Source organism: Candidatus Enterococcus moelleringii (assembly GCF_017377575.1).
In the GTDB taxonomy this organism is placed as follows: domain Bacteria; phylum Bacillota; class Bacilli; order Lactobacillales; family Enterococcaceae; genus Enterococcus_A; species Enterococcus_A moelleringii.
This window is the reverse complement of record NZ_JAFREM010000012.1, coordinates 80,075-104,274: the sequence shown is the minus strand read 5'-3', so window position 1 is coordinate 104,274 and position 24,200 is coordinate 80,075. Positions and strand designations below refer to the sequence as shown.

30 protein-coding genes are annotated in these 24,200 nt (G+C 42.2%); 15 read left to right on the top strand and 15 right to left on the bottom strand.

What is annotated here, in order from left to right:
• Positions 1–41: 41 nt before the first annotated feature.
• On the bottom strand, positions 42–1,004 hold the full coding sequence (locus JZO70_RS07445; RefSeq protein ID WP_347565111.1) for a DUF561 domain-containing protein: 963 nt from the start codon (positions 1,002–1,004) through the stop codon (positions 42–44).
• A gap of 72 nt (positions 1,005–1,076) precedes the next feature.
• On the opposite strand from JZO70_RS07445, the gene JZO70_RS07440 reads away from it, so the two are divergent.
• Together JZO70_RS07440 and JZO70_RS07435 are read left to right on the top strand one after the other, a co-directional pair.
• The gene (locus JZO70_RS07440; RefSeq protein ID WP_207672918.1) at positions 1,077–1,706 is read left to right on the top strand and encodes a DUF998 domain-containing protein; all 630 of its coding nucleotides are present in this window, start codon (positions 1,077–1,079) and stop codon (positions 1,704–1,706) included.
• 11 nt (positions 1,707–1,717) lie between these two features.
• The gene (locus JZO70_RS07435) at positions 1,718–2,293 is read left to right on the top strand and encodes a DUF6630 family protein (RefSeq protein ID WP_207672917.1); all 576 of its coding nucleotides are present in this window, start codon (positions 1,718–1,720) and stop codon (positions 2,291–2,293) included.
• Positions 2,294–2,346: 53 nt separating this feature from the next.
• On the opposite strand, the gene JZO70_RS07430 is transcribed toward JZO70_RS07435, so the two are convergent.
• Genes JZO70_RS07430 through JZO70_RS07420 form a run of 3 tightly spaced genes read right to left on the bottom strand, consistent with a single transcriptional unit; the run spans position 2,347 to position 6,499 of the window.
• Complete coding sequence (locus tag JZO70_RS07430; RefSeq protein WP_207672916.1) at positions 2,347–3,792, bottom strand: glycoside hydrolase family 1 protein; 1,446 nt, start codon at positions 3,790–3,792, stop codon at positions 2,347–2,349.
• An 18-nt stretch (positions 3,793–3,810) separates the two neighbouring features.
• Positions 3,811–5,652 (bottom strand): beta-glucoside-specific PTS transporter subunit IIABC, encoded by a 1,842-nt coding sequence (locus JZO70_RS07425; RefSeq protein WP_207672915.1) that lies wholly within the window; start codon positions 5,650–5,652, stop codon positions 3,811–3,813.
• Between the two features lie 4 nt (positions 5,653–5,656).
• A complete protein-coding gene (locus JZO70_RS07420) occupies positions 5,657–6,499 on the bottom strand; it encodes a PRD domain-containing protein (protein WP_207672914.1) in 843 nt (280 codons plus the stop codon).
• A 349-nt stretch (positions 6,500–6,848) separates the two neighbouring features.
• Between JZO70_RS07420 and JZO70_RS07415 the strand changes: the two genes are divergently transcribed.
• From JZO70_RS07415 to JZO70_RS07400, 4 genes are all read left to right on the top strand, one after another.
• Positions 6,849–7,049 (top strand): type II toxin-antitoxin system HicA family toxin, encoded by a 201-nt coding sequence (locus JZO70_RS07415; RefSeq protein WP_207672913.1) that lies wholly within the window; start codon positions 6,849–6,851, stop codon positions 7,047–7,049.
• 34 nt (positions 7,050–7,083) lie between these two features.
• Positions 7,084–7,512: a type II toxin-antitoxin system CcdA family antitoxin gene (locus JZO70_RS07410; RefSeq protein WP_207672912.1), complete on the top strand. Its 429-nt coding sequence runs from the start codon at positions 7,084–7,086 to the stop codon at positions 7,510–7,512.
• Positions 7,513–7,863: 351 nt separating this feature from the next.
• The gene (locus JZO70_RS07405) at positions 7,864–8,352 is read left to right on the top strand and encodes a hypothetical protein (RefSeq protein ID WP_207672911.1); all 489 of its coding nucleotides are present in this window, start codon (positions 7,864–7,866) and stop codon (positions 8,350–8,352) included.
• Positions 8,339–8,857: a hypothetical protein gene (locus JZO70_RS07400; RefSeq protein WP_207672910.1), complete on the top strand. Its 519-nt coding sequence runs from the start codon at positions 8,339–8,341 to the stop codon at positions 8,855–8,857. Before JZO70_RS07405 ends, JZO70_RS07400 begins: the two co-directional genes overlap by 14 nt.
• Positions 8,858–8,927: 70 nt before the next feature.
• Here JZO70_RS07400 and JZO70_RS07395 read toward each other — a convergent pair whose 3' ends face one another.
• The gene (locus JZO70_RS07395) at positions 8,928–9,554 is read right to left on the bottom strand and encodes a hypothetical protein (protein WP_207672909.1); all 627 of its coding nucleotides are present in this window, start codon (positions 9,552–9,554) and stop codon (positions 8,928–8,930) included.
• Positions 9,555–9,750: 196 nt separating this feature from the next.
• Positions 9,751–10,758 carry a YeiH family protein gene (locus JZO70_RS07390; protein ID WP_207672908.1) on the bottom strand — a complete coding sequence of 336 codons (1,008 nt, stop codon included), beginning with the start codon at positions 10,756–10,758 and terminating at the stop codon, positions 9,751–9,753.
• An 86-nt stretch (positions 10,759–10,844) separates the two neighbouring features.
• On the opposite strand from JZO70_RS07390, the gene JZO70_RS07385 reads away from it, so the two are divergent.
• The 3 genes from JZO70_RS07385 to JZO70_RS07375 all read left to right on the top strand — a co-directional run bounded on the left by JZO70_RS07385 (position 10,845) and on the right by JZO70_RS07375 (position 12,869).
• On the top strand, positions 10,845–11,675 hold the full coding sequence (locus tag JZO70_RS07385; RefSeq protein WP_242703838.1) for a LysR family transcriptional regulator: 831 nt from the start codon (positions 10,845–10,847) through the stop codon (positions 11,673–11,675).
• A 16-nt stretch (positions 11,676–11,691) separates the two neighbouring features.
• The gene (locus JZO70_RS07380) at positions 11,692–12,324 is read left to right on the top strand and encodes a pentapeptide repeat-containing protein (RefSeq protein WP_207672907.1); all 633 of its coding nucleotides are present in this window, start codon (positions 11,692–11,694) and stop codon (positions 12,322–12,324) included.
• 134 nt (positions 12,325–12,458) lie between these two features.
• Positions 12,459–12,869, top strand: coding sequence for a YjdF family protein (locus JZO70_RS07375; RefSeq protein WP_207672906.1), 411 nt, complete (start codon positions 12,459–12,461; stop codon positions 12,867–12,869).
• Between the two features lie 78 nt (positions 12,870–12,947).
• Here JZO70_RS07375 and JZO70_RS07370 read toward each other — a convergent pair whose 3' ends face one another.
• Together JZO70_RS07370 and JZO70_RS07365 are read right to left on the bottom strand one after the other, a co-directional pair.
• On the bottom strand, positions 12,948–13,604 hold the full coding sequence (locus JZO70_RS07370) for a carbonic anhydrase family protein (protein WP_242703837.1): 657 nt from the start codon (positions 13,602–13,604) through the stop codon (positions 12,948–12,950).
• Between the two features lie 62 nt (positions 13,605–13,666).
• Positions 13,667–14,581, bottom strand: a complete 915-nt coding sequence (locus JZO70_RS07365; RefSeq protein ID WP_207672904.1) for an alpha/beta fold hydrolase — start codon at positions 14,579–14,581, stop codon at positions 13,667–13,669.
• A gap of 127 nt (positions 14,582–14,708) precedes the next feature.
• Between JZO70_RS07365 and JZO70_RS07360 the strand changes: the two genes are divergently transcribed.
• Positions 14,709–15,077 (top strand): YccF domain-containing protein, encoded by a 369-nt coding sequence (locus JZO70_RS07360; protein WP_207672903.1) that lies wholly within the window; start codon positions 14,709–14,711, stop codon positions 15,075–15,077.
• Positions 15,078–15,105: 28 nt separating this feature from the next.
• On the opposite strand, the gene JZO70_RS07355 is transcribed toward JZO70_RS07360, so the two are convergent.
• A complete protein-coding gene (locus tag JZO70_RS07355; protein ID WP_207672902.1) occupies positions 15,106–15,276 on the bottom strand; it encodes a hypothetical protein in 171 nt (56 codons plus the stop codon).
• Between the two features lie 213 nt (positions 15,277–15,489).
• Between JZO70_RS07355 and JZO70_RS07350 the strand changes: the two genes are divergently transcribed.
• Positions 15,490–15,993: a hypothetical protein gene (locus JZO70_RS07350; RefSeq protein WP_207672901.1), complete on the top strand. Its 504-nt coding sequence runs from the start codon at positions 15,490–15,492 to the stop codon at positions 15,991–15,993.
• A 368-nt stretch (positions 15,994–16,361) separates the two neighbouring features.
• Positions 16,362–16,898: a prolyl-tRNA synthetase associated domain-containing protein gene (locus JZO70_RS07345; RefSeq protein ID WP_207672900.1), complete on the top strand. Its 537-nt coding sequence runs from the start codon at positions 16,362–16,364 to the stop codon at positions 16,896–16,898.
• 289 nt (positions 16,899–17,187) lie between these two features.
• On the opposite strand, the gene tnpB is transcribed toward JZO70_RS07345, so the two are convergent.
• Positions 17,188–18,306, bottom strand: coding sequence for an IS200/IS605 family element RNA-guided endonuclease TnpB (gene tnpB / locus JZO70_RS07340; RefSeq protein ID WP_207672899.1), 1,119 nt, complete (start codon positions 18,304–18,306; stop codon positions 17,188–17,190).
• A 23-nt stretch (positions 18,307–18,329) separates the two neighbouring features.
• Positions 18,330–18,731, bottom strand: a complete 402-nt coding sequence (gene tnpA, locus JZO70_RS07335; protein WP_207673036.1) for an IS200/IS605 family transposase — start codon at positions 18,729–18,731, stop codon at positions 18,330–18,332.
• A gap of 692 nt (positions 18,732–19,423) precedes the next feature.
• Between tnpA and JZO70_RS07330 the strand changes: the two genes are divergently transcribed.
• Complete coding sequence (locus JZO70_RS07330) at positions 19,424–19,780, top strand: hypothetical protein (protein WP_207672898.1); 357 nt, start codon at positions 19,424–19,426, stop codon at positions 19,778–19,780.
• 285 nt (positions 19,781–20,065) lie between these two features.
• The gene (locus tag JZO70_RS07325; RefSeq protein WP_207672897.1) at positions 20,066–20,440 is read left to right on the top strand and encodes a hypothetical protein; all 375 of its coding nucleotides are present in this window, start codon (positions 20,066–20,068) and stop codon (positions 20,438–20,440) included.
• Between the two features lie 34 nt (positions 20,441–20,474).
• Here the strand turns inward: JZO70_RS07325 and JZO70_RS07320 are convergent, their stop codons facing one another.
• The 3 genes from JZO70_RS07320 to JZO70_RS07310 form a co-directional block, all read right to left on the bottom strand.
• Positions 20,475–21,212 (bottom strand): LytR/AlgR family response regulator transcription factor, encoded by a 738-nt coding sequence (locus JZO70_RS07320; protein ID WP_207672896.1) that lies wholly within the window; start codon positions 21,210–21,212, stop codon positions 20,475–20,477.
• An 8-nt stretch (positions 21,213–21,220) separates the two neighbouring features.
• The gene (locus JZO70_RS22680) at positions 21,221–22,411 is read right to left on the bottom strand and encodes a GHKL domain-containing protein (RefSeq protein WP_207672895.1); all 1,191 of its coding nucleotides are present in this window, start codon (positions 22,409–22,411) and stop codon (positions 21,221–21,223) included.
• 242 nt (positions 22,412–22,653) lie between these two features.
• Positions 22,654–22,842 carry a hypothetical protein gene (locus tag JZO70_RS07310; protein WP_207672894.1) on the bottom strand — a complete coding sequence of 63 codons (189 nt, stop codon included), beginning with the start codon at positions 22,840–22,842 and terminating at the stop codon, positions 22,654–22,656.
• Positions 22,843–23,249: 407 nt separating this feature from the next.
• Here JZO70_RS07310 and JZO70_RS07305 point away from each other — a divergent pair, with 407 nt between their 5' ends.
• Complete coding sequence (locus JZO70_RS07305) at positions 23,250–23,813, top strand: helix-turn-helix transcriptional regulator (protein WP_207672893.1); 564 nt, start codon at positions 23,250–23,252, stop codon at positions 23,811–23,813.
• Positions 23,814–23,859: 46 nt separating this feature from the next.
• Here JZO70_RS07305 and JZO70_RS07300 read toward each other — a convergent pair whose 3' ends face one another.
• Positions 23,860–24,192: a hypothetical protein gene (locus JZO70_RS07300; RefSeq protein WP_207672892.1), complete on the bottom strand. Its 333-nt coding sequence runs from the start codon at positions 24,190–24,192 to the stop codon at positions 23,860–23,862.
• Positions 24,193–24,200: the final 8 nt, after the last annotated feature.

Sequence of the window (24,200 nt, the reverse complement as noted above, 5' to 3'; positions counted from 1 at the left end):
AACTAACTGCTTGAAGTCGCAAACTGTCTAGCGCTTTTTTGTTAAACGATTGTTTTTAATTGCTTAATGGTTTCATTGGCTTCTGCCACAATACCTTCAATCATCTCCTTGGCAGGCTCAATCTCATGAACCAGCCCAGAAATCTGCCCTGCCATCACCGAGCCGTTTTCGATATCTCCGGACGTTGCTTTGCGAGCTGAGCCTAGAGTCAACTCTTCCAGCTGGGCAAAAGGTATGTCTTCCTTTTCCCACTGAAGGTATTGATCGATCATTTTATTTTTGATGCTGCGTACTGGAGCTACACCTTTGCGGCCAGTCACCACTGTGTCCAATTCGCCGGCGTTCGCCACAAATTCTTTGACATTTTGCGGAATCGGACACTCTTCTGCCAATAAAAAGGCCGTCCCCATCTGAATTCCCTGCGCGCCTAAGGCAAATGCTGCGGCCATACCTTTGCCATTGGCAATACCACCGGCCGCGATCACCGGAATGTTGACGGCCTGCACTACTTGCGGCACCAGCACCATAGTGGAAAGCTCCCCGATGTGACCGCCTGCTTCCGAACCTTCTGCCACCACCGCATCAACTCCCAAATCTTCCATTTTCTTGGCCAATTTTGCACTAGGGACTACCGGAACCACTTTGATTCCTGCCGCTTTTAGCTGAGGCATGTATTTCTTCGGCGTGCCAGCTCCTGTAGTCACAATCGGAACCTTTTCTTCTATTATAATATTGACTAATTCCGGAACGTTCGGCGCCATCAGCATCAAATTCACGGCAAAGGGTCGATCTGTCAATTTTTGACAAGCCTTGATTTCAGTTTGCAGTTCTTCGGCGCTCATGCCGCCTGAAGCGATAATCCCCAGTCCTCCGGCATTGGAAACGGCTGCGGCTAGTTGATGTTTGGAAAATTGAGCCATAGCTCCTTGGAAAACGGGGTATTTCAGGTCGAATAGTTCGGTGATGGAAGTCATAAGTTTCGTCCTTTCTTTTGCTTTATAGATACTATTATACACGACTACTTTCCGGCATGTAATTTTAGTATAATGGATCAAACGAAGCAAAAAGGAGTAAAAATGAAGAAAAATTTGATTAACTGGTTAGGTTTGTTAGGAGTAGTAAGTTTGCTTTCGTATACAGCGGCGGTTGCTTTCAGCCCACTAGCATACCCTGGATATAATTGGATGGCCCAGGCAGTGAGTGATTTGAGTGCCTCAAGTTCGCCATCGTTGATGCTGTGGAATCAGCTTTCGGCTTTATATGGCGTGTGTGGTTTGGTTTCAATTATGATGGTCTGTGTGTACATTCAAGGGAAGCTAACTAAGGGACTGCGCATTGGGATTTATTTATTTGCTGCCATGAACTGGGTTTCCACGGTGGGGTTTACGATGTTTCCATTGACTGAAAGCGGCTTTGCCAGCAATCTGCAGGACGTTATGCACGCTGCGGTGACGGTGCTGGTAGTATTGCTTTCGATTGTATCCCTGTTGACGATTATTGTCAGTGGGTTTCGCAGCAAAAGCTATCGAGGGTTAGCCATTTGGGCAGCTGCCGCTTTTTTATTGATGATGGTGGGAGCAATCGGTGTCGGGACAGTACCACCAGAGTATTTCGGTGTCGTTGAACGGTTTAGTGTTTTCGCAGCGACTGGGTTTAATGCTGTTTTGGGCGTTTATTTGTTTATGGGGTTTGAATCAGCTAAGTAAGGAGCGTTATAATGGGACTTTTTGATTGGTTGAAAAAAGAAAAAATTATTGAATCAGAAGATGTGAGTGAACCTAAGCAGATCGACTACCATCCGTTGATTGAAGTTGCCAAAATAATTACTCAAAATCACGGGGAAGCCGTTGAGGTTATCCGCTTATTAGTGGAAAATCCACAGAAGTTTGAGGAATTGCATTATGATTGGGTTCAAGCCATGGGGCTTTCCCCTGCCCACCACCCGGATATTCTAGCTGCTTACTGGTTAACCGGCTACGATTCTCCTCACGATTTCGGCGCCTATATCGATTGGAAGGAAGCCACCGAAGACATTTTGTGGAATTTGGAACCCAGTATAAAAAAAAAGAACTATCCGCTAGACTTGAGTGACATTACCTTTACTGGCGAAGAATTCACAGACGAAGCCTTGGAAAATATCAAGCAGTTTCTCGAAGACAAAGGTTTCACTCTAATTTGCTGGGATACAGATAGCGATTCTTATCATTTATTTATGGTGGAGTTGACGGAGGTGAATCAGCTGGTTGCGCTGGGGCAGAAAATGGAAGTTCGGTTTTACAACAAGTTTACCTAAATTCAGCTAAAAAAATCCCATCGCTACATTCAGCAATGGGATTTCCTTCTTTCTTATTTCTCCAACAAACTCTCACCATTAGTCGCAATCAATTGCTTATACCAATAAAAGCTGTCTTTTTTGTAACGGTTCAAGCTGCCTGTTCCGTCATCGTATTTATCGACGAAAATCAAGCCATAGCGTTTTTTCATTTCGCCGGTGGAAGCACTGACGATATCCACCGCACTCCAAATAGTGTAGCCAAACAAATCGACACCATCTGCCAAGGCTTTTTCCATCTCTGCAATGTGTTTTTGCAAATAATCGATACGATAGCTGTCGTGAACTTCACCGTTTTCCGTTAAATCTTCGGAAACTCCGATGCCGTTTTCTACGATCATCATCGGCAGTTGGTAGCGATCGTAAATATCATTCAAGGTAATCCGAAGGCCGACTGGATCAATCATGGCATTCCATTCGGTTTGCTCCAAATAAGGATTGTTCACCCCAGAGCCGCCGATCATGCTATGTCCATTTTTCTCCACTTCAGGATCCGCTGATACACACAAAGTTAAATAGTAGCTGAAGGTATAGTAATCTACGGTTCCTTCGGCTAAAATTTCCGCATCCCCTTCTGCAAATTTAATCTCGATTCCCTGCTGCTCAAAATAACTTTTAGCATAGTAAGGATATTTGCCGGTTACCTGCACGTCGCCGCAGAATTTTGAATGCATATTTTCTTCCTGTTTTGCCAGCAATACATCATTAGGATGGCAAGTATATGGATATCTTGGCATGTAAGAAATCATGCAGCCCATGTGAAATTGCGGGTATTTTTCCCGCGCCAATTTCACAACTTTGGCACTAGCCACAAATTGATGATGCAGTGCTTGATAACGGCGCTGCGGATCATCCGGCTGATCGATAAACGTCGCTTCACCCACCTGTAAACCTAAGGAAAGAAAATTGCCAATCGTCAATGTCGCAGTATTAATCTCGTTAAAGGTAATCCAGTATTTGACTTTGTCCTGGTAACGATCAAAAATTGTTGCCGCATAATGGGTGTAAAAGTCGATGACCTCGCGACTGGACCAGCCATCATAATGCTCGCTTAAGTAAGCTGGCACATCAAAATGGGCGATGGTCACAACGGGTTCAATGCCGTATTTTTTACATTCATCAAAGACATTGTCGTAAAATTGCAGCCCTTCTTCATTGGGTGCTTGATCCATTCCAGTCGGGAAAATCCGCGACCAGTTGATGGATAAGCGGAAGGCTTTAAAACCTGCTTCCGCAAACAACGCAATATCTTCCTTATAATGATGGTAGAAATCGGTAGCTTCATGACTAGGATAAAGCAAGTCTTCTTTCACCGTCTTAGTAATCTGCCGAGAAGTCGTGTGGCTTCCGCCGCTGATTAGATCAGCACAGGCCAGACCTTTCCCGCCTTCGTTATAGCCGCCTTCATATTGGTTAGCCGCCGAAGCGCCGCCCCATAAAAAATTCGTTGGAAAACTCATCTATTGTTGCCTACCCTTCTAAAATACTGCCAACAGTTGATCATTGGCGGTTACTTGATTGTTTTCAGTTGCTGGAATAACATCCAAATAGTTAGCCGTGTTAGTGACTGTGATCATCACTGTGTCATCATAGCCAGCCTCTTGAATTTTTTTAGAATCAAATTGCAGCAAGGTTTGTCCTGGTTGAATCGTGTCGCCTTCATTGACCTCTCGCACAAACGCCGCGCCTTTCATGTTTACTGTATCAATCCCAATATGAATCAACAGCTCAATGCCGTTTTCGCTAGTTAAGCCGATTGCGTGATTTCCAGGGAAGACCGCTGATACTTTACCCACAAAAGGGGCCACGATTTTATCGTCGGCTGGTTTAATGGCTAAGCCTTTGCCTAATGCTAAAGATGCGAAGGCTTGGTCATTGGTTTCACTTAACGGAATCACTGCGCCAGAAAGTGGTGCTGCGACAAATGATTCAACTGCTGATTTTAACGGTTCCGCTGCTTGTTCTACATCAAGTTCTGCTGCTTCTGCGACATTCCCATTTGGAAAATCAGCATCCTTTACCACTACCCAAGTGTAACCAAAGGCAATCACAAAGGTGATCAGTGAACCAATCGCTGCATGCAAGACATTGCTGTAAGATGGCAAAGCAACAAATGACGCGATAACTACTGGTGTGTTAATGTTCGTCAGACCAAAATACAATCCGCCGGCCGCGCCCCCTAGGATCATGCCGACAATCGGTTTTTTCAAACGTAAAGTTACTCCGTATAAAGCTGGTTCCGAAACACCCATTAATGCAGTAATCGCAGATGAAAAGCTTAATTGCTTGAATTCAGTATCCTTCGCTTTAATCCCAGCCGCAATACAAATCCCTGCTTCAGCCGCTAAGCCCAGCAACATTCCTGGAACAATTAAATTGTCGTAGCCGTAAGTTGCTAACGAAGCTAATAAAATTGGTGTCAAAGTGGTATGCATCCCGGTCATAACCAAAAGCTGAGCAAAGGCTCCCATGAACAAGACTGCTAATGGTCCAAAATTGTTGGTTAAATAGTTCAAAAATTCTGCTACATAGTTCCCTACCATTACCCCTAATGGGCCTAATAGCAACAACGCAAACGGCGTGATCACAATAACCGAAATCAACGGTCGCAGGATAAATTTCACACTGTTGGGTAAAATTTTATCCGCAAATTTGTACACGTAAGACATTAACCAAACGCTTAACAACACCGGCAGCACTGACGCATTATAGCTGACATTCGGTACCGCAAAGCCTAATAACGAAATTCCGCCTTCTTGACTAATTAATGCAGTCAAACCTGGCATAACGAAAATCGCTCCGATAAAGCTTCCTAGAAACGGATCAATTTTCAAGCGTTTTGCCACTGAATTACCTAGAAAGACTGGAATAAAGAAGAAAGCCGCTTGCGAAACTTGATAAAGCACCAAGTAAGTATCGTCGGTTTCTGCCAACACACCAGAAAGCTGCAGTAATGACAACAACACCTGAAGCATCCCGCCCGCCGCAATAATAGCAATCATTGGTGTAAAACAGCCGGCAATAAAATCTAATAAACGGGAAACAACCGATTGATCCTTGTTACTGGTGGCTTCATCTGACCCAGTTCCTGGTAATTGCGCGTAAACGCTGGAAACATCTGGTCCGATGATGACTTGAAACTGACCGTTACCCTCCACTAAACCTGTGACCCCTTTTAATTTCTTGATACCTTCGCCGTCCGCCTTTTTGTCATTGGCTAAGGTGAAACGCAGGCGCGTGGCACAGTGAGTGACGTGCTGAATATTTTTGGCTCCGCCAACTTTTTCGTAAATATCTGAAGCTAACTGTTTGTAGTCCATTTTTTTACCCCTTTTCAATTTGTTCGGTAAGTTTTTGAATGTGCAGCGTTAAATAAATTTCTTCGTTCTCAGAAATAGTTATGCCATAGGTATTATCAATATAAATCTTAATTTTTCCCACACAATGAAAGGCTTGAGGATACATCTTCTCCACCTGCTCATACAAATCTGTTTGTTCATAGCTGGGCATGGTGTGATTGATAACGTTCTGAGCAAAATAGTGCAGGTGAGTCACAAAGCGGGAAAAATGAAAGCTGCTTTCGTCAAAGCTTTGTTTATACTCATAGCGCACAATCGTCAGTACATCTTCGATAAATTTAGTAATTTTGTTAGTGACAGTCATGTCTCGCTTCTTGGATTGAATATTGACAAAGTGCAAGGCAATTGAAATCGCCTCTTCTGTAGGAATTTCTAACCCCAGCTCCCGTTCCAAAAGCTGTACCGCATAGACCCCAATCGCATACTCATCAGGATAAAAACGACGCACTTCATATTGCAGCGGACTTTTGAAGGTCACATTCTCCTTCAAACGCCGTACCGTAAAGTCGATATGATCCAACAAGGTTAAATAAATATAATCATTGATTCCTAACTGATAATTTTGCTTGGCATACTCAACAATCTGCGTCACCAACTCCACATACTTCGGATCACACTTGCTTAGCTGAAAGCTGAAATGCTCCAGCATCGCATGGGTGTCCAAGACAAAAATTTTCTCGAAATCACTTTCCTCCACATCATCTCCTGCTTTTTTCTTGAAGCTGATGCCTGATGAAAACCCGATGATTTCACTGCTGCCTTTTTTCAACAATACGACATTATTGTTGAGAAACTTTTTGATTTTCATTTTACCCTCCCCATTTTTAAGACACAAAAAACCTCATACTCCACCCGTTGATTGGAGTATGAGGTTTGCCTTCTTCAGTAACACGCCTCAAGGTCACAGCACTTCTGTAACCGTTATCTATTCAAAAAGTATCATAGCATGGTCAAAATCCTTTGTCAATTTTATTTTTGAAGAACAACATTTTTTCCTTTGAATCAATACAGATTTATTTGCGTATATTTATTGTGACGCAAGCTATATGAAAAATTATCATGCTTCAGCTAGCTAATTTTTCTTAAGCTTCGTAAAATTTTACACACTTTTATATTGAATTATGCGCTTTTATGCGTATAATAGAAAGGAGAAGACTATGCCAGCGATTTATGTAAAACAAGTATTAATAGAATTGAGAATGAACGGTTTTTATGAATTGGACAAACGAACTAATGGTTCTCATCATCGTTACACTGATGGGAAGGGACACTATGTGACTGTTGCCTATCACGGATTAAAAGATGTTATTCCACCAGGAACCTACAAATCAATCAGAAAACAAATGGGGTTGCGTTAGCAATCACGAATACTTTCTAGAAAGGATGTCACCTATGTCAGAAAAAATTGTTATCTACCCTGCGATTTTCCAATTAGAAACCGAACCTGGTTACGAAAACTATTACAACGTCTCCTTCCCTGACGTGCCCTCCGCTAACACTTATGGCGTAGGCCTGAAAGAAGCTACCCAGTACGCGTGGGAGTCTTTAGGCTTGAACTTATATGATGAAAAAAATCTGCCTGAACCTTCTACCTTAGAAGACGTACAGAAAGAGCACCCTGATTCCATCGTTCAATATGTACTCGTGGACTTAGAGGAATTTGCCAAAGGGGTCACCAAGGTTGTTCCCAAAGTAAACAAAAATACCAGCATCCCGAAAGACTTAGCCAGCCAAGCCGAAGAACTTGGCCTGAACTTTTCAGCGGTCTTGACCAAAGCCCTCTATAAAGAAGTCAAAGAAATAAAAGAACTGCAATCCTAGTACCTTCCCTTATGGACAATTTGTTCGTAAGGGATTTTTTTCGTTTGTTAAAACAAAAAATCAATAAAATGCGTATATTAGAGTGATGGGAAAAATACAGGCCCTGCAGCCGTACTCTTCTTCAGGTTTTCTTGAGGAAAATACGCTACTTGGGTATAATGGAGGTAATTATTGATGATACGCATTTCAAACAAATTAATGGAGCCCTATTGCAGTTACGAATTTATTGGTCTTAACTCTGGCTATTTCCACGGCGTCTCACCCAACTACACCAGATTTATTCACAACAATTCCGAAGCCAAATGCATCGCACAGTTAAAGGAGAGTATTTCAGATGGGATTTTCAAAGCGTTGGATCGTACTTCCTGGATACATTTTGAAAATTTCGAAGGATATGCTAGTAAAGAAATTGAAGCTCATGGAGGGATCTCGTATGTTCGTCGCGACGATATACGAATCAATTTTAACGGTCAGTTGGAAATTTTGGAAAACATCAAGTTTATCAAAAAAATGTTTAGAACTGATCCGCCTCTTTCACTGTTCGAAGCTCGGGTGCATTTCACCTTGGAAAATGCCAAAAAACTCCATATAAAAGAGCTGTATCCTGTTTTATTCGAAAATAGAATCGTTTATCGTGGCGTGTTTTTGGTCGGAAACAAAAGAATACAAATCAACCGGCCAGGCTTTGAGCCTACACTTAACAAATACTTTCTCGCTTTCTTCGACAAGCAATGGAATACAGTATTTTATAATGGTTGCTTTGAAATTTTAGAATTCGAGAGCTTACAACTTGAAAAAGCAGTCAAAGAAAAAGGAGATGAACTAAATGTGGAATCCTAAATACGACTTCGTGGCATCCTCCGATGTGATGTCGGAAGAATATACAAATAAAATTGACGATATGATGGCTCTCAAGAACAATATAGGTTGGAATTTAGATAAGCTTGCCTCTGAGCTGGATATTACAGGCGATTTGCTGCGGGCAGTAATTACGCAGGAAGTCTTTTCAGAAGATATTGTCAATCAAGCCTTGCTTTTGCTGCAACCCCTTTATGACGAGTGGATAGCAGCCAGTAGGAAAGAAATCCTGGCTCGTGAAGAGAAGTATAAACAAAACCGCTTCCCTGACTTTGCTAAAAAAATCCGCCAAGTAAATGCGCAAGCGAGGGCACAAGATCTTGACCTTTTTATCCTGCTAAATGTCTCCAGGCGCACCATGGAAAAATGGTTGAACGGCTACTCAGTGCCCCAAGGCTTCACCCGCTTCGTGATTGAAAAGCTTTTTGAGGACTATGACACTAACATTCAGCTGATTTTACAATTAAATCCCATCAAAAAAAACTAGCGAACAATGCGTCCGCTAGTTTTTTATCGATTTGTCGTCCATAGAATACGGTTTACAGTACCCTACTTTTTTACGTTCTCAGGAATGTGCGCAACGCTTCTGCTTCATAAGCTTTCTTTTCTTTGATCTTCCGCAGCTTCGCCATGCTTAATTCGTCAATGGAATAAAAAGCTGGTGGTGCAGAAAGGTAGCTGTCGCCCTCGCCTGGCATGATGGCAGTCAACACATTCGGATGCGTTTTAGGATCCAGCAGCTCCAGATCATCTTCCGCAAAATCCATTAAGTATTCCTGACCATCCTTCAAATCCTTGAAATAGCCTCTATCACCCTTAACGATCAACTGGAAGTAGCTAAGAATGTATTTTTCCGGCCAACTAACAATCTTGCGCTTTTGCTCGGCATTCAACGAAGGCAGCCATTTGACACTTTTTTTGAATTCTTTGGTGTTTCGCGCCAACAGATAGTAGTCTGCCAACAATTCCAGCACCAAGTCCATATCCTCCAACGATTTATTTTTCGCCGGATTGCCTAGCTCAACTTCCCTTAGAAACAAACGAAAACCTTCTTCAATCTTCTCTTGATTATTGAACATGTAATAATTGCTAATGCCAAAAAGGGCTACCGGATACGTATCCACCCCTTCGTCAAACAGAATCTTCAGTTCCCTTTTTAAATCATTCAACCCAATCTCATGCATAGTTTTTACCCCTTTTAGAAATATTTCTATAAGTGTACCACTAATTTCTAAATAAAAACACAATTATGAATTAAATTCAACCATTTCGCTTTGAGACAAACGGGTTCTATTATTTAAAAAAACGAACTTGATGGCTTGACGTCAATATTCGGTTCGCTAAATTTAGAAAAATTTCTAAATTTCTAAATTGTTGCCATTATTTGATATGCAGCAGAAAAATCAACACTACCGCGGCCACCGTCTGCACCGCACCGACTGACACACCGTACATCAAAAAGCGCGGACCTTCCTTCAAAAACTTCTTGAAATCCAAACGCAGGCCAATCGCAGCTAGCGCAGTGGTTTCAAACCAGGTACTGATAAAATGCGCACTGGTATCGAAAATTTCTGGCAGTGAAACAAAACTATTCAGAACGCAGGCAATCAAAAAGCCCAGTACATACCAAGGAATCGGTAACTTTTTGTTTTTGCCGGACGTTTCAACGGTGGTTTCAGCACTACGTTTAACCTTTTGCTCAAACAAAAAGACTACTACCACCAGCATCATAATCCGCATGATCTTAAACAGCATGGCGTATTGCACCGTCGCCGCGTCGATCAAGCTGGCTCCTGCAACTACTTGCCCTACTGATTGCAAGGTTCCTCCAAGTAAGGCACTCTTGCTCAATAAATTATCGCCAAACAAAGCAATCCCTAAAAACGGCAGCGTCAGCATCATCACAGTTCCCAATAAATTCACCAACGTAATGATCTGACCCTTTTCTTCATCCTTAGCACCAATCGCCGGTGCAATTGCCCCAATCGCAGACGAACCACAAACGGCATTGCCGCCAGCCATTAGCAACCCCAGCTTTTCACCAAAGCCCAGCTTGCGGCCAATTCCATATGCACAGACAATCGTGACGGACATTTGCAGCACAACAAATAGGACCCCGGTTACGCCGATTTCGCTAATGGTTTGAAATGTTACCGTAAATCCAAGCAGCACTACTGAGTACTCCAAAAGCTTACTCTCAGAAAATTTGGTTCCTGTCGCCAAAACGGGCTGGCGGAAAAATGTATTTCCTAGTAAAATACCTAATAATATAGCAATGGTAGCCCCACCGATTTCCGGGAAAAATGTTGCTAAGCCTTTGCTGATTGCCGCCACTGCAAAGGACAGCAGTAAGCCAGGCAGAATTTGATTATTTTTTAGTTTATTCATTTGATCATTCCTTTCCAAATTTGATTATACTCTCCTCTAACTATTTTTATGAATGATTGTTATAATAGTTACTATAGGATATCTTAATGGAAGTGATTACTTTGTTCAAATTACTAGAAACCTTTCGGGTGGTCTACGAAACGCGGAACTTTTCCAAGGCGGGAGAAATTTTGTTCATCTCTCAGCCCTCGGTTTCCAGTCAAATTAAGCAGCTGGAAGCAGAATTAAAAACGACCTTATTTTTGCGAAACGGCCGCAAGGAAATAGTGGCCACTCCACAAGCCGATTTGCTTTATCAAGGCACCTTGGACTTGCTGGAAAATTGGAATGGCTTGTTAACGGAACTCTCCAGCGAGCGGGATCAAACGACTGTTTGCCGAATTGCCGCGTCTCACACCTTTGCGGTCTATGTGCTGCCGCAGCTGATGAAGGAGCTGGTGCCCAAATTTCCTGAGGTTAGCTTTTCTTTGCGCATGCTGAATTCAATGGAGGTTTTAGATGCCATCAGTAAGCACGAGGCAGATCTAGGCTTTATTGAAAAACCCTTGTCCACCGGCAACGTTCAGCGCTTTACCTTAATGGAAGATCAGTTAGTACTTGCCGGAAAACAAGACAGCACACCGTGGCTAGTACGGGAGCCTTCATCGGGTGTCTACTATTATACGAAGCGCTACTTGGAGGAAAATAATTTGACGCCGCCTTTGATGGAGGTTCACAACAATGAAGTCATTCGCGAATTGTTGAAACAAGGCGTAGGACGATCGATTCTCTCCAAACGAGCCGCTGAAGGGATCGAATACAAAGAATTACCCGAAGGTTATCGTCGGAATTTTTATTTGCTGCAGCGAGAAGGCCTGGATGGCGAAGTACTATCCCGCTGTATCACATTTATTTTGCAATGGAGTCGATTCAGTTAAAGAGGGGGATTAAAAAATGGCCGCAATTTTAACCGACCAAGATTATAGTTATCGTCAGCTCGCCGGTGCCAATTTTCATGATATTCAGTTTGAACGGGTGAATTTTTCCGAGTCGAACCTGGAGGGCGCCAATTTTTCCAATTGCCTATGTATTGATTGTGATTTTTCCTACGCTGTCTTGAAAAATGTTTCCTTTGAGAGCGCCGATTTGCGGGGCTGTGATTTGGAGGGAGCCGATATTTCTGGGGCCAACATGTATTTTTCCATGCTGGAAGGTGCTAATTTGACGGATATTATTTATGATGACCAGACCCAGTATTTCAAAATGTATTGTCCAGAAAAAGGCCCGATTGTCGGCTATAAAAAATGCTTTGGCTTTCGGATTGTTCAGCTGTTGATTCCAGAGGACGCTCGGCGGACTTCTGCCACCAACAATGCCTGCCGCTGCGACAAAGCCAAGGTTTTGACGATTAAGGATATGTACACCAATGAAGATTACGATGAGGCCGTGGCCTATGCCGATGGGGATTTTATTTATCGACGGGGCGAATGGGTGGAAGCCAAAAACTTCAATCCCGATCGCTGGGTGGACTCCACCGGCGGGATTAATTTTTTCATGACCCGCGAAGAAGCCGAAGCCTATTTGTAAAATTGAGCTAAAGCGAGTAAACTATTTTTGAGCATAAAAACACATGGCGGTTGGTAGTCCGCCGCATGCAAATGTCAGTAACCTTCCCTCCCGGGTCGTCCAGTGCTTGATTAACCAAAAAGGGAGGTGTCATCTTGAAGCTTACGATTTACTTCGATGGCAGTTTTTGGTGCGGATTAATCGAACTGGATGAAACGAAGAACTATCAAGCGATTCGTTACGTGTTCGGTCCTGAACCAAAAGACAGCGAAGTCTTTGATTTCGTCTGTCAAACATTGCCGCAGCTTTTGCAAAGGCAAAACGTTCCAACGACGGCTCAAGCGAAGCCCGTCAAAAAAGTCAGCCCCAAACGCATGCAGCGCTTGATCAATCGTGAAAAGCGTCAGCCCGCCGTTTCCACCAAGGCCCAACAAGCCATGAGTGAAGCCCGGGAAGCTGCCAAAACGCAGCGCCGCACCCGCACAAAAGCGGAAAAAGCGCAGCTGGCCAAGGAACAATTTGACTTGCGACAAGCCAAAAAACGGCAGAAAAAACGAGGGCATTAAGGCGACGGCTGGTCACAAATGGCCGCCCCACAAACCTCAAAAACGCGTCAGCACCTATTTTACCAGGCGCTGGCGCGTTTATTTTTCGGCAAAATGCAAGACAGATCGATCATTCAACGGCTGCAGATTCCGGCAGTTTTTCCCATGGATTTTTTCAAACTTCGCGACTTGCTCAGCAGACACACTCATAGTCTGTTGCAATACGTACCATTCCACATTCTCCGTCAATGGCGGTGTCGTCAACGAGCCTAAATAATGGTAATAGCTCTTATCCATCGGCAGCAAAGTATCCAAGGCACACTCACCTTCCGCATTTTCGTTAGCAAACTGCTGCAGCACCTGCTCGAAAGCCGAGTTGTGACGGCCAATCGTATAAAGCACCGCTACGACAGCTGTTTGACCGTTCGCTGCTCGATACAGAAAGTGTCCCTCCAGCGGAAACTGCTGCTGATCAATCGTATGCTCACTTTCCGCATGAAAGTGCAGCTGCACTAAGGAGAAACGGCGACCATTCAGGCGAGCCTTCCCATGACACAACAGTTGTAAATTCTGGCCATTATTAAAAAAAGACCGCTGATTGGAATCGAAAAACAGCTTGATACTGGAAGCTTCTCTAGCTGTCACTGTTTCTGCGAGACTGGTATCAATATTGATCGGCGATTGCAACGTTCCGGCAAGCGGAAGCCAATCGTTTTGGTTTTGGTAGTCAATGAAAAATCGTGCTGGCAACTTCATCACCTCGAAAAAAAGATTTTTCCAATCATATCATTTTTTCAAGAAAAAGAATATCAAATTGCCTAGACTTTTTTAAGCCATTTGACCAAATCAGCGTACACTAAATATTTCTGCGCCTCGTTTAATAATTCATGGCGAGCGTTCTCGTACAAATGAACCTCCACCCGTTCAAGACCCGCCTGCTGGTAAGACTTCGCCGCCTTCAGCACGCCCTTTCCATAGTCGCCAATCGGATCTTCCTGGCCAGATAAAAACAGTAAAGGCAAATCAGCCGGCAGCTTCTGCATTTTTCCCTGATCCTGCGAGCCGATAATCAAAGAGAACAGCTCTTGATACCCATTCAAAGTAAACAGAAAACCGCACAACTGATCTTCAATATATTTGTCCACCTCTTCCGGCACGCTCACCAGCCAGTCCTTGTCGGTTCGCTTCGGAAAAATTCGCCGATTGTTGCCGCCAAATGCGATCTGATCAATCGCCTTACTGTAATGATCGTCTCCTTGGATCTGAGCCAGCCCGCGAGCCATCGCCCGTCCAGTCTTCGTCAACCACTTCGGCTGCTGACCAGTGCCGACAATAATGGCGCCCGTCAGCTCATGGGCATAATCGTACAAATAATTGCGCAAAACAAAGGAACCCATACTGTGTCCCAGACAAAAATACGGCAAACCCGGCCAACGCTGTTTTCCATACTCCGTCACCTGATGTAAATCTTCAATCAAGCCATTCTCAATTTGATCTCCGTGGAAATAACCGTAATTATCCCCTGCCACCGAATTGCCATGGCCTAAATGATCGTGGCCGATTACCGCGATTTGGTGCTGATTCAAATACATTGCAAATTCTTCATAACGTAAAATATGTTCTGCCATTCCGTGACTCAGCTGCAGGACAGCCTTGGGCTCTTCACAGGTCCACAAATATCCCTGCAGCATCGTTTTCTGGTCCACGGAGGGCAATTGAAATGATTCACGCATCCTTCTTCCGCCTTTCTTAAAAAAGTTTCACCTTAGCTCTACTCCCTCAGCCCTTCTAAAGATCAATCCTTAGTAGGAGGTAATTTTTGCTGAAAATGGTACACTATTATCAAAGGAGAGATGACAAATGTCTTGTCTAGGCAATATTATATGGTTCATTTTTGGAGGGTTAATCGGCGGCATCACTTGGTGTTTAGCCGGGATACTTTGGTGCATCACCATTATTGGGATTCCCATCGGCCTGCAATGCTTCAAATTCGCCAGCCTGAGCTTTGCGCCCTTCGGCAAGGATGTGGTTTATCACACCACCGGCATCAACTTTATCGTCAATATCATTTGGTTGATCATTTCCGGTATTCCTTTGGCTCTCGGTCACCTGATTAGCGCCTTATTATTGTGTATCACCATCGTCGGTATTCCATTTGCCGCTCAATCGTTGAAATTAGCCCGCCTGGCGTTAATGCCTTTCGGCGCGGAAATTGTCTATAGCAGATAACCAGGTACGACACGTATCTGGTTTTTGCTTAGCCTAAAAATAAGTAGGCCAAACCCCAAACAACTAAGATCAAGTTCATGGCGACCTGAAGATAAATCAAGCTTTTACCCACCAGTTTGCCCTTGCGACGGCTAATGTTCAGCGAAATATTGTACAGTCCTATGAGGATAATATAAATTAGTAAAAAACTCGCGTTCATTTTCTCACCTTCCCCTACATTACCAGTTTATCCTGCCTAAGCGCTTTCTACAAGTTTAGCAGCTGTCTTTCTCACAAGAAAATTAGGAAGTCGTCCAGACAAAAATCAGCTCCCCCGAAATTCTTAAAATTTCCAAACCAAATAGGCAATCAGGCGATTTTTTGATATGCTTAAATTGTAAGGGGTTTCAATTAGCTGAATGGGGGAATGAGCATGAAACTTGAGAAATTATCAAAAATTGACCTGTTGTTTTTGGTTGATTATTTAATGGAAAAAGATGAAGAGCTGGCAGTTAGAATGGAAGACATGCTGACGGACGACATCAGTACTGAGGGAATTGATCGCGTATTTGATCGCATTTGCGCCCGAAATCAACTGGTTAAACCTGAAAAATTAGCAGAAGATCTTTCGATGGTCTTTGGTTACATTTTGCAAAATCAATTGGCTGAGGGATACACCAGCAAAGTCATTTTAGCCAGTATTCAAGTTTATCGCCGCACCAGCGAGCAGTTTATAACTCCTGACTCTAACAACGCCTTTTCTGGTTTGTTCAACGAACTGTTCGCTATTATCCGCGACGGGAAAAAGCAATTAAGGAAATCGAATCCGCTACTATTAAAACATCCTCTACTGACGGATGAAATTGATGGAGAGCTGGATCAGTTTACTAACAGTGCTTATCGTGAAGAAATTGAGAAAGTTTGGGAAGCGGCATAAAACAAGGAAGATCTGTCGGTATAATTCGCAGATCTTCCTTTTAATTGGATAATTTGCTTGAATTCAGGGATTTTTCTTCAACTGAAAAATCTCATTAACATCCTGCCCTAAAATATCCAAACTTTCCAACATACAACTATCTCACAAATTTAACAATCATGGCATCTGTTTCATTTTTGACTGAAATTCTATCGACAATATTTCATATCCAATCTAACTATTGCCATCATTCTATCCTGTCTCAAACCATTAAGGTTTTTGTTGTAAGGAGACTAGCTTGCGTTCTTGCTAAAATATACAAATCTTTCCCAAGAATCCCTGCCAAACAATCAATCTATGCTAAACTATCCTATAAAAAGGAGGTTGCTATGGTTTACGTTAGTGAAATGCGCACGACTGTGCCAGAGGAGTTTGGCTCTGAATTGGAAGCAAAAACGTATGAAACCTTGGAAAAGCTGGAGATTCCCTTTTTCCAAGTCGCAACAGGTGAAGCGATCACGATGGAGGATTGCCAAGACATCGATGACCGCCTAGGAATTGAAGTGGTGAAGACCATTTTTCTCTGTAACCAAAAGAAAACGAAATTCTATTTGTATATTACACCCGCAGATTTCAAATTCATCACCAAAGAATTTGGTAAAAAGCTGGAAATCCCGCGAGTATCCTTTGCCACAGCGGATTTGCTAAAGGAACGTCTAGGCGTGATTCCTGGTGCTGCCACGATTTTTGGCCTTCTACTAGACACAGATCACGAAATTCAACTGGTTTTTGACAAATCGGTGTCCGAAAGAGAATGGTACGGCTGCAGCTCCGGGTCCATTACTAATTATATGAAGCTCAAAACCACTGATTTATTTGAAAAATTCCTGCCTTACACTGGACACGAAGCCCTATTTATCGATTGATGCAAAATGAGCGAACCTCCTGAAAAGAAGTTCGCTTATTTTAACTTTATAACAATGAACCTCATTCTGCCTTCTAAAAAATTCGCCTTAGAGATCCGATAAACTTTAACTCGCCAGTACCAAAGCATCGCCGCCAGCAATAAGCATTAATCGTGTCATAATACCGCTGCTCCCAAGCCTCCGGATCGCCCCTCTTGATCTGCCTCACCAGCAAATAATCCTTGCTGACACTCCACACGACTAAAGTCGTGGGGTTCTTAGGTAATAGTACCTATCGGTACTAAATTTACTAAGCTATCCCCGAAAGTCCTTCGGTTCTAATATTTATGCTCGCATTAATATCTCTATCATGAGTTGTCCCGCAAACAGTACACGTCCACTCTCGAATATTCAACTCTTTCTTGCCATCATTATGGCCACAAGAAGAACAAATCTGTGAACTAGGAAAGAACCGATCGATTTTTATTAACGTGCGACCTTTCCACTCTGACTTGTACGTAAGTTGACGAACAAACTCATGCCAAGATACATCTGAAATTGATTTTGCTAATTTATGATTTTTAATCAGCCCTTTTACATTTAAATCTTCAATGCAAATGATTTGATTCTCATCAGTTATTCTTGAAGACAGTTGATGCAAAAAATCAGTACGCTGATTCGCAATCTTTTCATGGATACGCGCCACTTTCAATTTTTGTTTTTGATAGTTTTTACACTCAGCTAGTGGCCGATGTTGTTTTTTAGCCGTTTCTAAGCGTCTCGAAAGTTTTCGTTGTTCAATGCCTAGACGTTTTTCTAGCGAACGGTAGAAATGATTATTTTCTATCTTTTCGCCTGCGGACGTAATACAGAAATGCGTAAGCCCTAAATCTATCCCGATCACGCCTTGAACCGGTTCTGCTGTGATATTTTCAGTCTCCACTAAAAACGACGCAAAATATTTACCAGCTTTAGATTGGCTAATGGTTACGTTCATTAGTTTTCCTTTAAAACGTAATATTTCAGCCATTTTCACCCATCCTACTTTTGCAACATAGAAGTATTGCCCATTCACTTTCATACCAACCGCGGTTCTGTAAGCTTTTTTCGAGTATTTTTTACTCTTGAATTTAGGGAACCCAAAGCTAGATTTGAATGTGTTTTTGTATGCTTTGTTCAAGTCCATAGCTACTTGACTTAACGCTTGAGCTTCTACATCTTTCAACCAAGCATATTCTTCTTGTTTTTTTAACGCAGCGTAAGTGGTTTTATCTTCTTGATAGTTCTCGTCGACTTGTTTCATCTTGTAGTTGGTCATTCTTTGTTCTAACAAAAAGTTCCAATAGAAGCGAACACAACCAAAGGTTTTTTGTATTTGAACTTGCTGACGATTGTTGGGATATATCCTGATTTTATGAGCTTTTTTCATTTCTGCACACCTCCTTAACGTACTCAATATCTTGTTCTTTGACTTTCTACGTATCGTTTGGTCGTTGCACTAGAAACATTTCCAGCAGTTGATACAAAATAAGATCGTGTCCAAACACTAGGCATCTTGCTTAGATGTTCGAAGGATTGTCGTAACTCTCTCGAAGTTCGTCCTTTTATCACTTTCATGACATCCGCTGGGGAATAGGTAGGTTGAACATTGACGAATAGATGACAATGGTCTTTATCTGTTTCAATTGCAAGGATTGACCACTCATTTTCTTCACAAATTGAATGAACAAGGGATTTGAATCTAGCATCCACTTCGGAATTGACAAAAATTTTCCGTCGATACCTGGGGCAAAAAACAAAATGGTAATTGAGTAACGATACAGTCGTTTTTGAATGTCTGTAATCGCTATCCATGAGTAAATTATACAACGCGGTGTGTACGTTGTAAACCGTAATATACACAAATATTAAAACTGCTTGACCTTTTTGTGTAGAGTTCGTTCACACAGGTTCGCTACCTCCTATGCAGTTCTCTGATGAACTTCTTACGCTTTCACGCAAGCATAGACTATATTTACCCAGTACAACGAAACCACTTCCACACGCTTGTGTACTTCCCTCAAGAGGAATAGTCGTTGAACCTTCTCCTGTTTAGAGCTTGGCTGCGGATTGCCCATTATTAGAGCACTTAGAATTTAATCTTATGCGATCGAGTGAATTTTTTCTGCTTTCGCAACGTTCACGCTCGTCTATTTTTCAAAACCACGTTGTCGTTCCACTCGCTTTAGGGGATTCCCGCAATTCAGTTTCTTTGTTGGACTATGCGAGTCTTTGCATAGCCTCTAAATGCAAGTTTTCTTACAGTACATCTACGGGTTATCATTCCACGATTAAAACCGATGGGTTTCCCGCCCGCAAATCTTATAAGTACCACCTCTTTCCGATGTGCTCACTATATATTAACAAAGCAAGCGGAAAAATCATTTAACAATCTTGAAAAAAGTTCGTTTAAGTCATAAAAACTACCAATTAGGAAATGCGGTGCTTTTGATGCCAACAACTTGGTAAACTAAATTCAAATAAAACAGATAAAGGAGCACAAGACTATGTATCCATTTCTATCCAACCGACTTGATTTTGCTATTTTGATGGGGATTACTTACTGCATTTACAAAACCGAAACTTCTGGCACCCAGAAAGAAAAAGAAATCAATCGCAACGCATTAGCGTTAACTGCTTCCACGATGATTTTTTTATGGCTTCTCGATGCCGGTGCACAGCTGCTTCATTCAATTGCCGGCTTCAGCGGATTTTTTAGCAAAATTAGAGCTATTGGTGAAGGCTTATCCTTGGATGTTGTCCTGCTGTTAATCGTCTATCTTTTCAGCTGCAGCTTTTACCAAAAACCAGTCGCAGAACGGGAAAAACTAATGGGTTCCTTTAAATTTAAAGGCACAAAATAGGATTAACCATAAAAAGGATCTATTGAAAAAAGAAATAGATTCGGCAGCTGTTTTTCTATTTCAGCTTTCCTAAAAAAAACTAAGGCTGGACCCTGCTGAAACATAGATGGATCAAGCTTATCAGCAGCTGACTGATCCCGTCCTTAAGGGAATATCAGGGCTTTTTCCACCCCTGACGTTATAAAACAATTCCATGATAAAACTCTCATCATTTTCTCCTTTTTATTTCGATTGGAGTGTGCTAGTATTTCCTTTAAATTCAAAGAAGAAAAGAGGCAAAGGCGTATGTTAGACTGGGTATTGCTGTTTGTGGTTTGTGTCGTTTGGTGGGTTGTTCTGCCCTTCCAATTTGACGTAGCAAAATCAAATAACCGCTATCGTATCCATTCAGTAATCGGGTTTCGTTCCACATTAGCTGTCGGCAGCTGGAAATGGTGGAAACTGGCGCAGTCTTGGGCTAAAAAGTTCTGCTATGCCGCGGGGATCATCCAATTTGTCGTAGCAGTACCACTATTAGCCTCCAACCGGATCAGTGAAGAAACCGGCGCGATGGTGATTGCAGCCATGCTGTTTTTACTACTAGCAGCGCAATTTGTCTATGTTCAACATAAATTAAAGCACGTTTGCTATTCTAATCAGAATACACTGAAAAAAGCCTAACGGGATCGTTAGGCTTTTAAAAATCTATTTTTTATTACTCCATCAATTCCTTCAACGCCTTCTTCTTACCACGCGTAAAGAAACAGCTGAGATCATCCTCAAAGTAAATCGTATTGGTCTTAAAGTCCATCTGCTTGATCTGCTTGGTGTTCACCAAATAAGAACGATGCACCCGCATAAAATCCGCACCCAGCTCCTCTTCCAAATCCTGCAGGTTGCCAAAGAAATCCAGCTGCTGGTCCACTGCATAAAGCACTACCTTATGCTTATGGGCCGATGTCTCCATAAAATAAATGTCATCGATGGCTACATAAAATACTTCATTGTTCATTTTAACTGGCAAATAGCGGCGAGTTTCCTTTTGCTCCAGCTGCAGCCGCTCCTGCACACTGTCTAAACATTCCCGGACCCGTCGCTGGATATTCACGATATCCCCTTTAATGATATAATCCATCGCTTCCAAGCGATATTTAAAGGTTTCCGCCAACAGTTCGCTATGATCAGTAATGAAAATGATAAAGCCCCGAGGATCAATCTTGCGAATTTCTTTCCCCAAGTCAAATCCGTTCATGGCCTCGTCCTTTAAATCCACATCCAAAAAGTAAATACTGCGAGCTTTCTCCACTTGAATCGCCTCGATGACTTCCTGCGGCTTCGCAGTTGCCAATGCCACCTGCATATCGTAGGCCTGAATCATCAGATAGTTCTCAATCGTCTTGCGAATTTCCTGCTGAAAGACTAAATTGTCTTCGCAAATATAAATGGCTACCATCGCTTCACCTAATTTCTAATCGTTAAAATTTGGACAAACTCGTTGTCTTTGGCAATCGTCTGCTTGGAAACATGTTGATACTTGTCTAAAATTCGTTGATAGCTAAACAAGCCTAATCCGCGATTGTCTCCTTTGGTTGAAAATCCTTCTTGCCAAATTTGGTGGATCTTCGGTTTTTCCCGAGTCGGATTTTTGACAATCACCGTTAAATCCTCGGCTTCATTACTCAAAATCACATCCAGCTTGGCCGCATCGGCTTGAAGCTGTTGAACTTCCTCAATAGCATTATCCAGCAAAATCCCCAAACAGCGGACAAAATCATTCAAATCCATATTGATTTCTTTGATGGGGCCGCTCACTTCCAGGTTGCACTGAATCCCCTGCTGCTCCATCGCTGCCAACTTGGTCAGCACCATGCTTTTAACCGCCGACACTTTGATATTGCTTAAATGGGTTGTTTCCTTAATCTTGTTAGTTACATTCTCGTCTAACTGCCCGAGGGTCTGACTTAAGTAGGACTTGATCTCTTCCGTTTTGCCCTCTTCTGATTGTAAATAAAGGCCTGACAAGATATTTTTGTAGTCATGCTGCAAAGTCCGCATATCTCGCTGGATCGTTTCCAAACTCTTCACATAACTCTCCTGCTGTAAAAGCGTCGCCTCTTGTTCAGCAATCCGCAGCCGGGCATTTTTGTAAAAGGCGCAGAAAATCATCAAAAAGCATACTAAGATGAAAATAAAGAAATTGTGGGCAAAGGGATATTCTTCTGTGAACTCTGGTGCTAAAAATTCGATAAACCTATCCAAATAGGCCAGGGCGAGAAAGCTGATTGTTGCCAAGACAGCCCGTTTCCGCGTTTCAAATAGAGAATCGATAAAAGGAGCTAAGTCAACTGAACGCAGGAGCTTAATAAAGATCAAATAAAAAATCGGCATAACAATATTATGGTTCAAAAAAGCCGGCCACGGGAAGGTTAAGTCAAAATGATCAATAGCTCGACCAACGAACAGATTACTAAATCCTCCGAAAACAGCTAACAACATTTCTGCTACAAAAAAACCTGAAATTCCTCGCAAGGATATGCCGCGGTTCAAATATAAATAGAAAACAATTTCGCCGATAATCATAATTACCATCAGAATATTGTTGGCCCGCTCGGTCATCCAACCATCTGCACCAATTTCTGTAAAAAAGGACACCGGAAAAATTACCAAAAGAAGGTATAACACAAGACAAAGTATTATTTGTTTTCGAGTAAGTTTCCTGCCAGTAAAAAAAGTGAACAATTCGATGGTAAACCATTTAACAAAGAAATAAGTGAGGCTATTCAAAAGAAAAAATTCCATCACGCGACTAAAAGACATAAACATGGTATTGAATCTCCGTTCCCTTTTTAAGATAATTCTATGCCAAATTTAATCTTATTACAATCTAAAATCTTCTATTCAATGTCCTTTTTTGTGATTTCATCGATTTTTTGATGGTGACCCCGAATTTCCGTTTGCATCACAACTAATTCCTTCATCGTTTCAGCAAAATCTTGCTGCAGCTTTTCCTGTCTCAGCTTTAGTTTTTCTTCCTCCAAGGTCAATTCTTTTTGTAGATTCCTTTGCAAGCGAAGATAATACATCACACCACTTACTACCAGAATAAAAAAAGGAACAACTAGAAAAAGATACTGAGACACAAACTCAGGATTAAGCAAATATGTTATTCCGAGACAGAAGAGGAAGCCGCCGATTGCTTTGACTAGTATGAATAGTTGTTGGACTATTTTAAGTATAATTTCCCCCTCCTTTTTCCTCTATTCTAATCAACAGCAGAAAAAAAAGAGCCCTTTTTCCCAAACGGTCCATTCTATTGCTTGTTTGGTAAAAAAGATTGACGATTGCGGTGATGAAACGCTAAACTAGGAAGAAACCTTGTCAAATCAAGATGTCAAAAGTCTTTGACATACGAAAACCTACTATTATAAAGACATTTGATCGCGGAAATCCCCACGATCTTTTAAGCTAAGGATACAAAGGAGCGAGCAAAATGAACCTCAGCAAACAAATCAAGAAATATCGGGATCGCGACGGCCTATCCCAAGAAATGCTGGCAGAAAAACTCTACGTTTCCCGCCAGACAATTTCCAATTGGGAGAATGAACACAGTTATCCTGACATTCACAACCTACTATTAATGAGTGTTCTATTCAACGTGACTTTGGATGAATTAGTCAAAGGAGACGTGGAGATCATGAGAAACGAATTAAGTAAGAAGGAATGGAACAAGCGCAGCGTCCAGATGGTCGTAGGTTTGTTAGGAACGACATTGTTAATTGGCCCATCGACGCGTTTTTTTGGTAATATCGGCTTGCTTATCCCTGCGGTGTGCTGGTTATTCGCTATGCACGGTGCTTTAAAAATCGAAAAAATGAAGAAAGACCGCCAGATGAAAACCTACTCGCAAATCATCGCCTTTTATGATGGAAAAACCATTGAGGAAGAAGAAGTCCGAAAAAATGCCAGAAGAGACTTCTGGATTAAGGTAGCCTTGGTAGTTGAATTTGGTGTGGTAGGTGGCTTTTTAGCTGCACTTAGTCTTCATTTTAGTTAAAAAAAATGATCCTCTGCCGTTATCAAACGACTGAGGATCATTTCACTTAAAACATGATCGGCAATACCGTAAAGACGAAAAAGACTATAGCAACTGTACTGATTAGAATCAACGCGACAATTTTGCGTTTCAGCTGATCCATCTCAGCTTGTTGACTAGGCTTCAACTGCACGTCATACTTTCTGCGTTTGATCAAATAAAGCAGCATTCCCTGCCCCGATTGTCCGCCTGCACTTAACAACGCCCACAATTTAGGACGCTCTAATCCCCGGGCCTTAGCATCAATCAACACTAGCGAGTAAACGTAATAACACATAAAACTGCTGGAGATTAAGATGATACCCACACATAGAAACAATACTAACGTTGTGTTACTCATAAGATCTC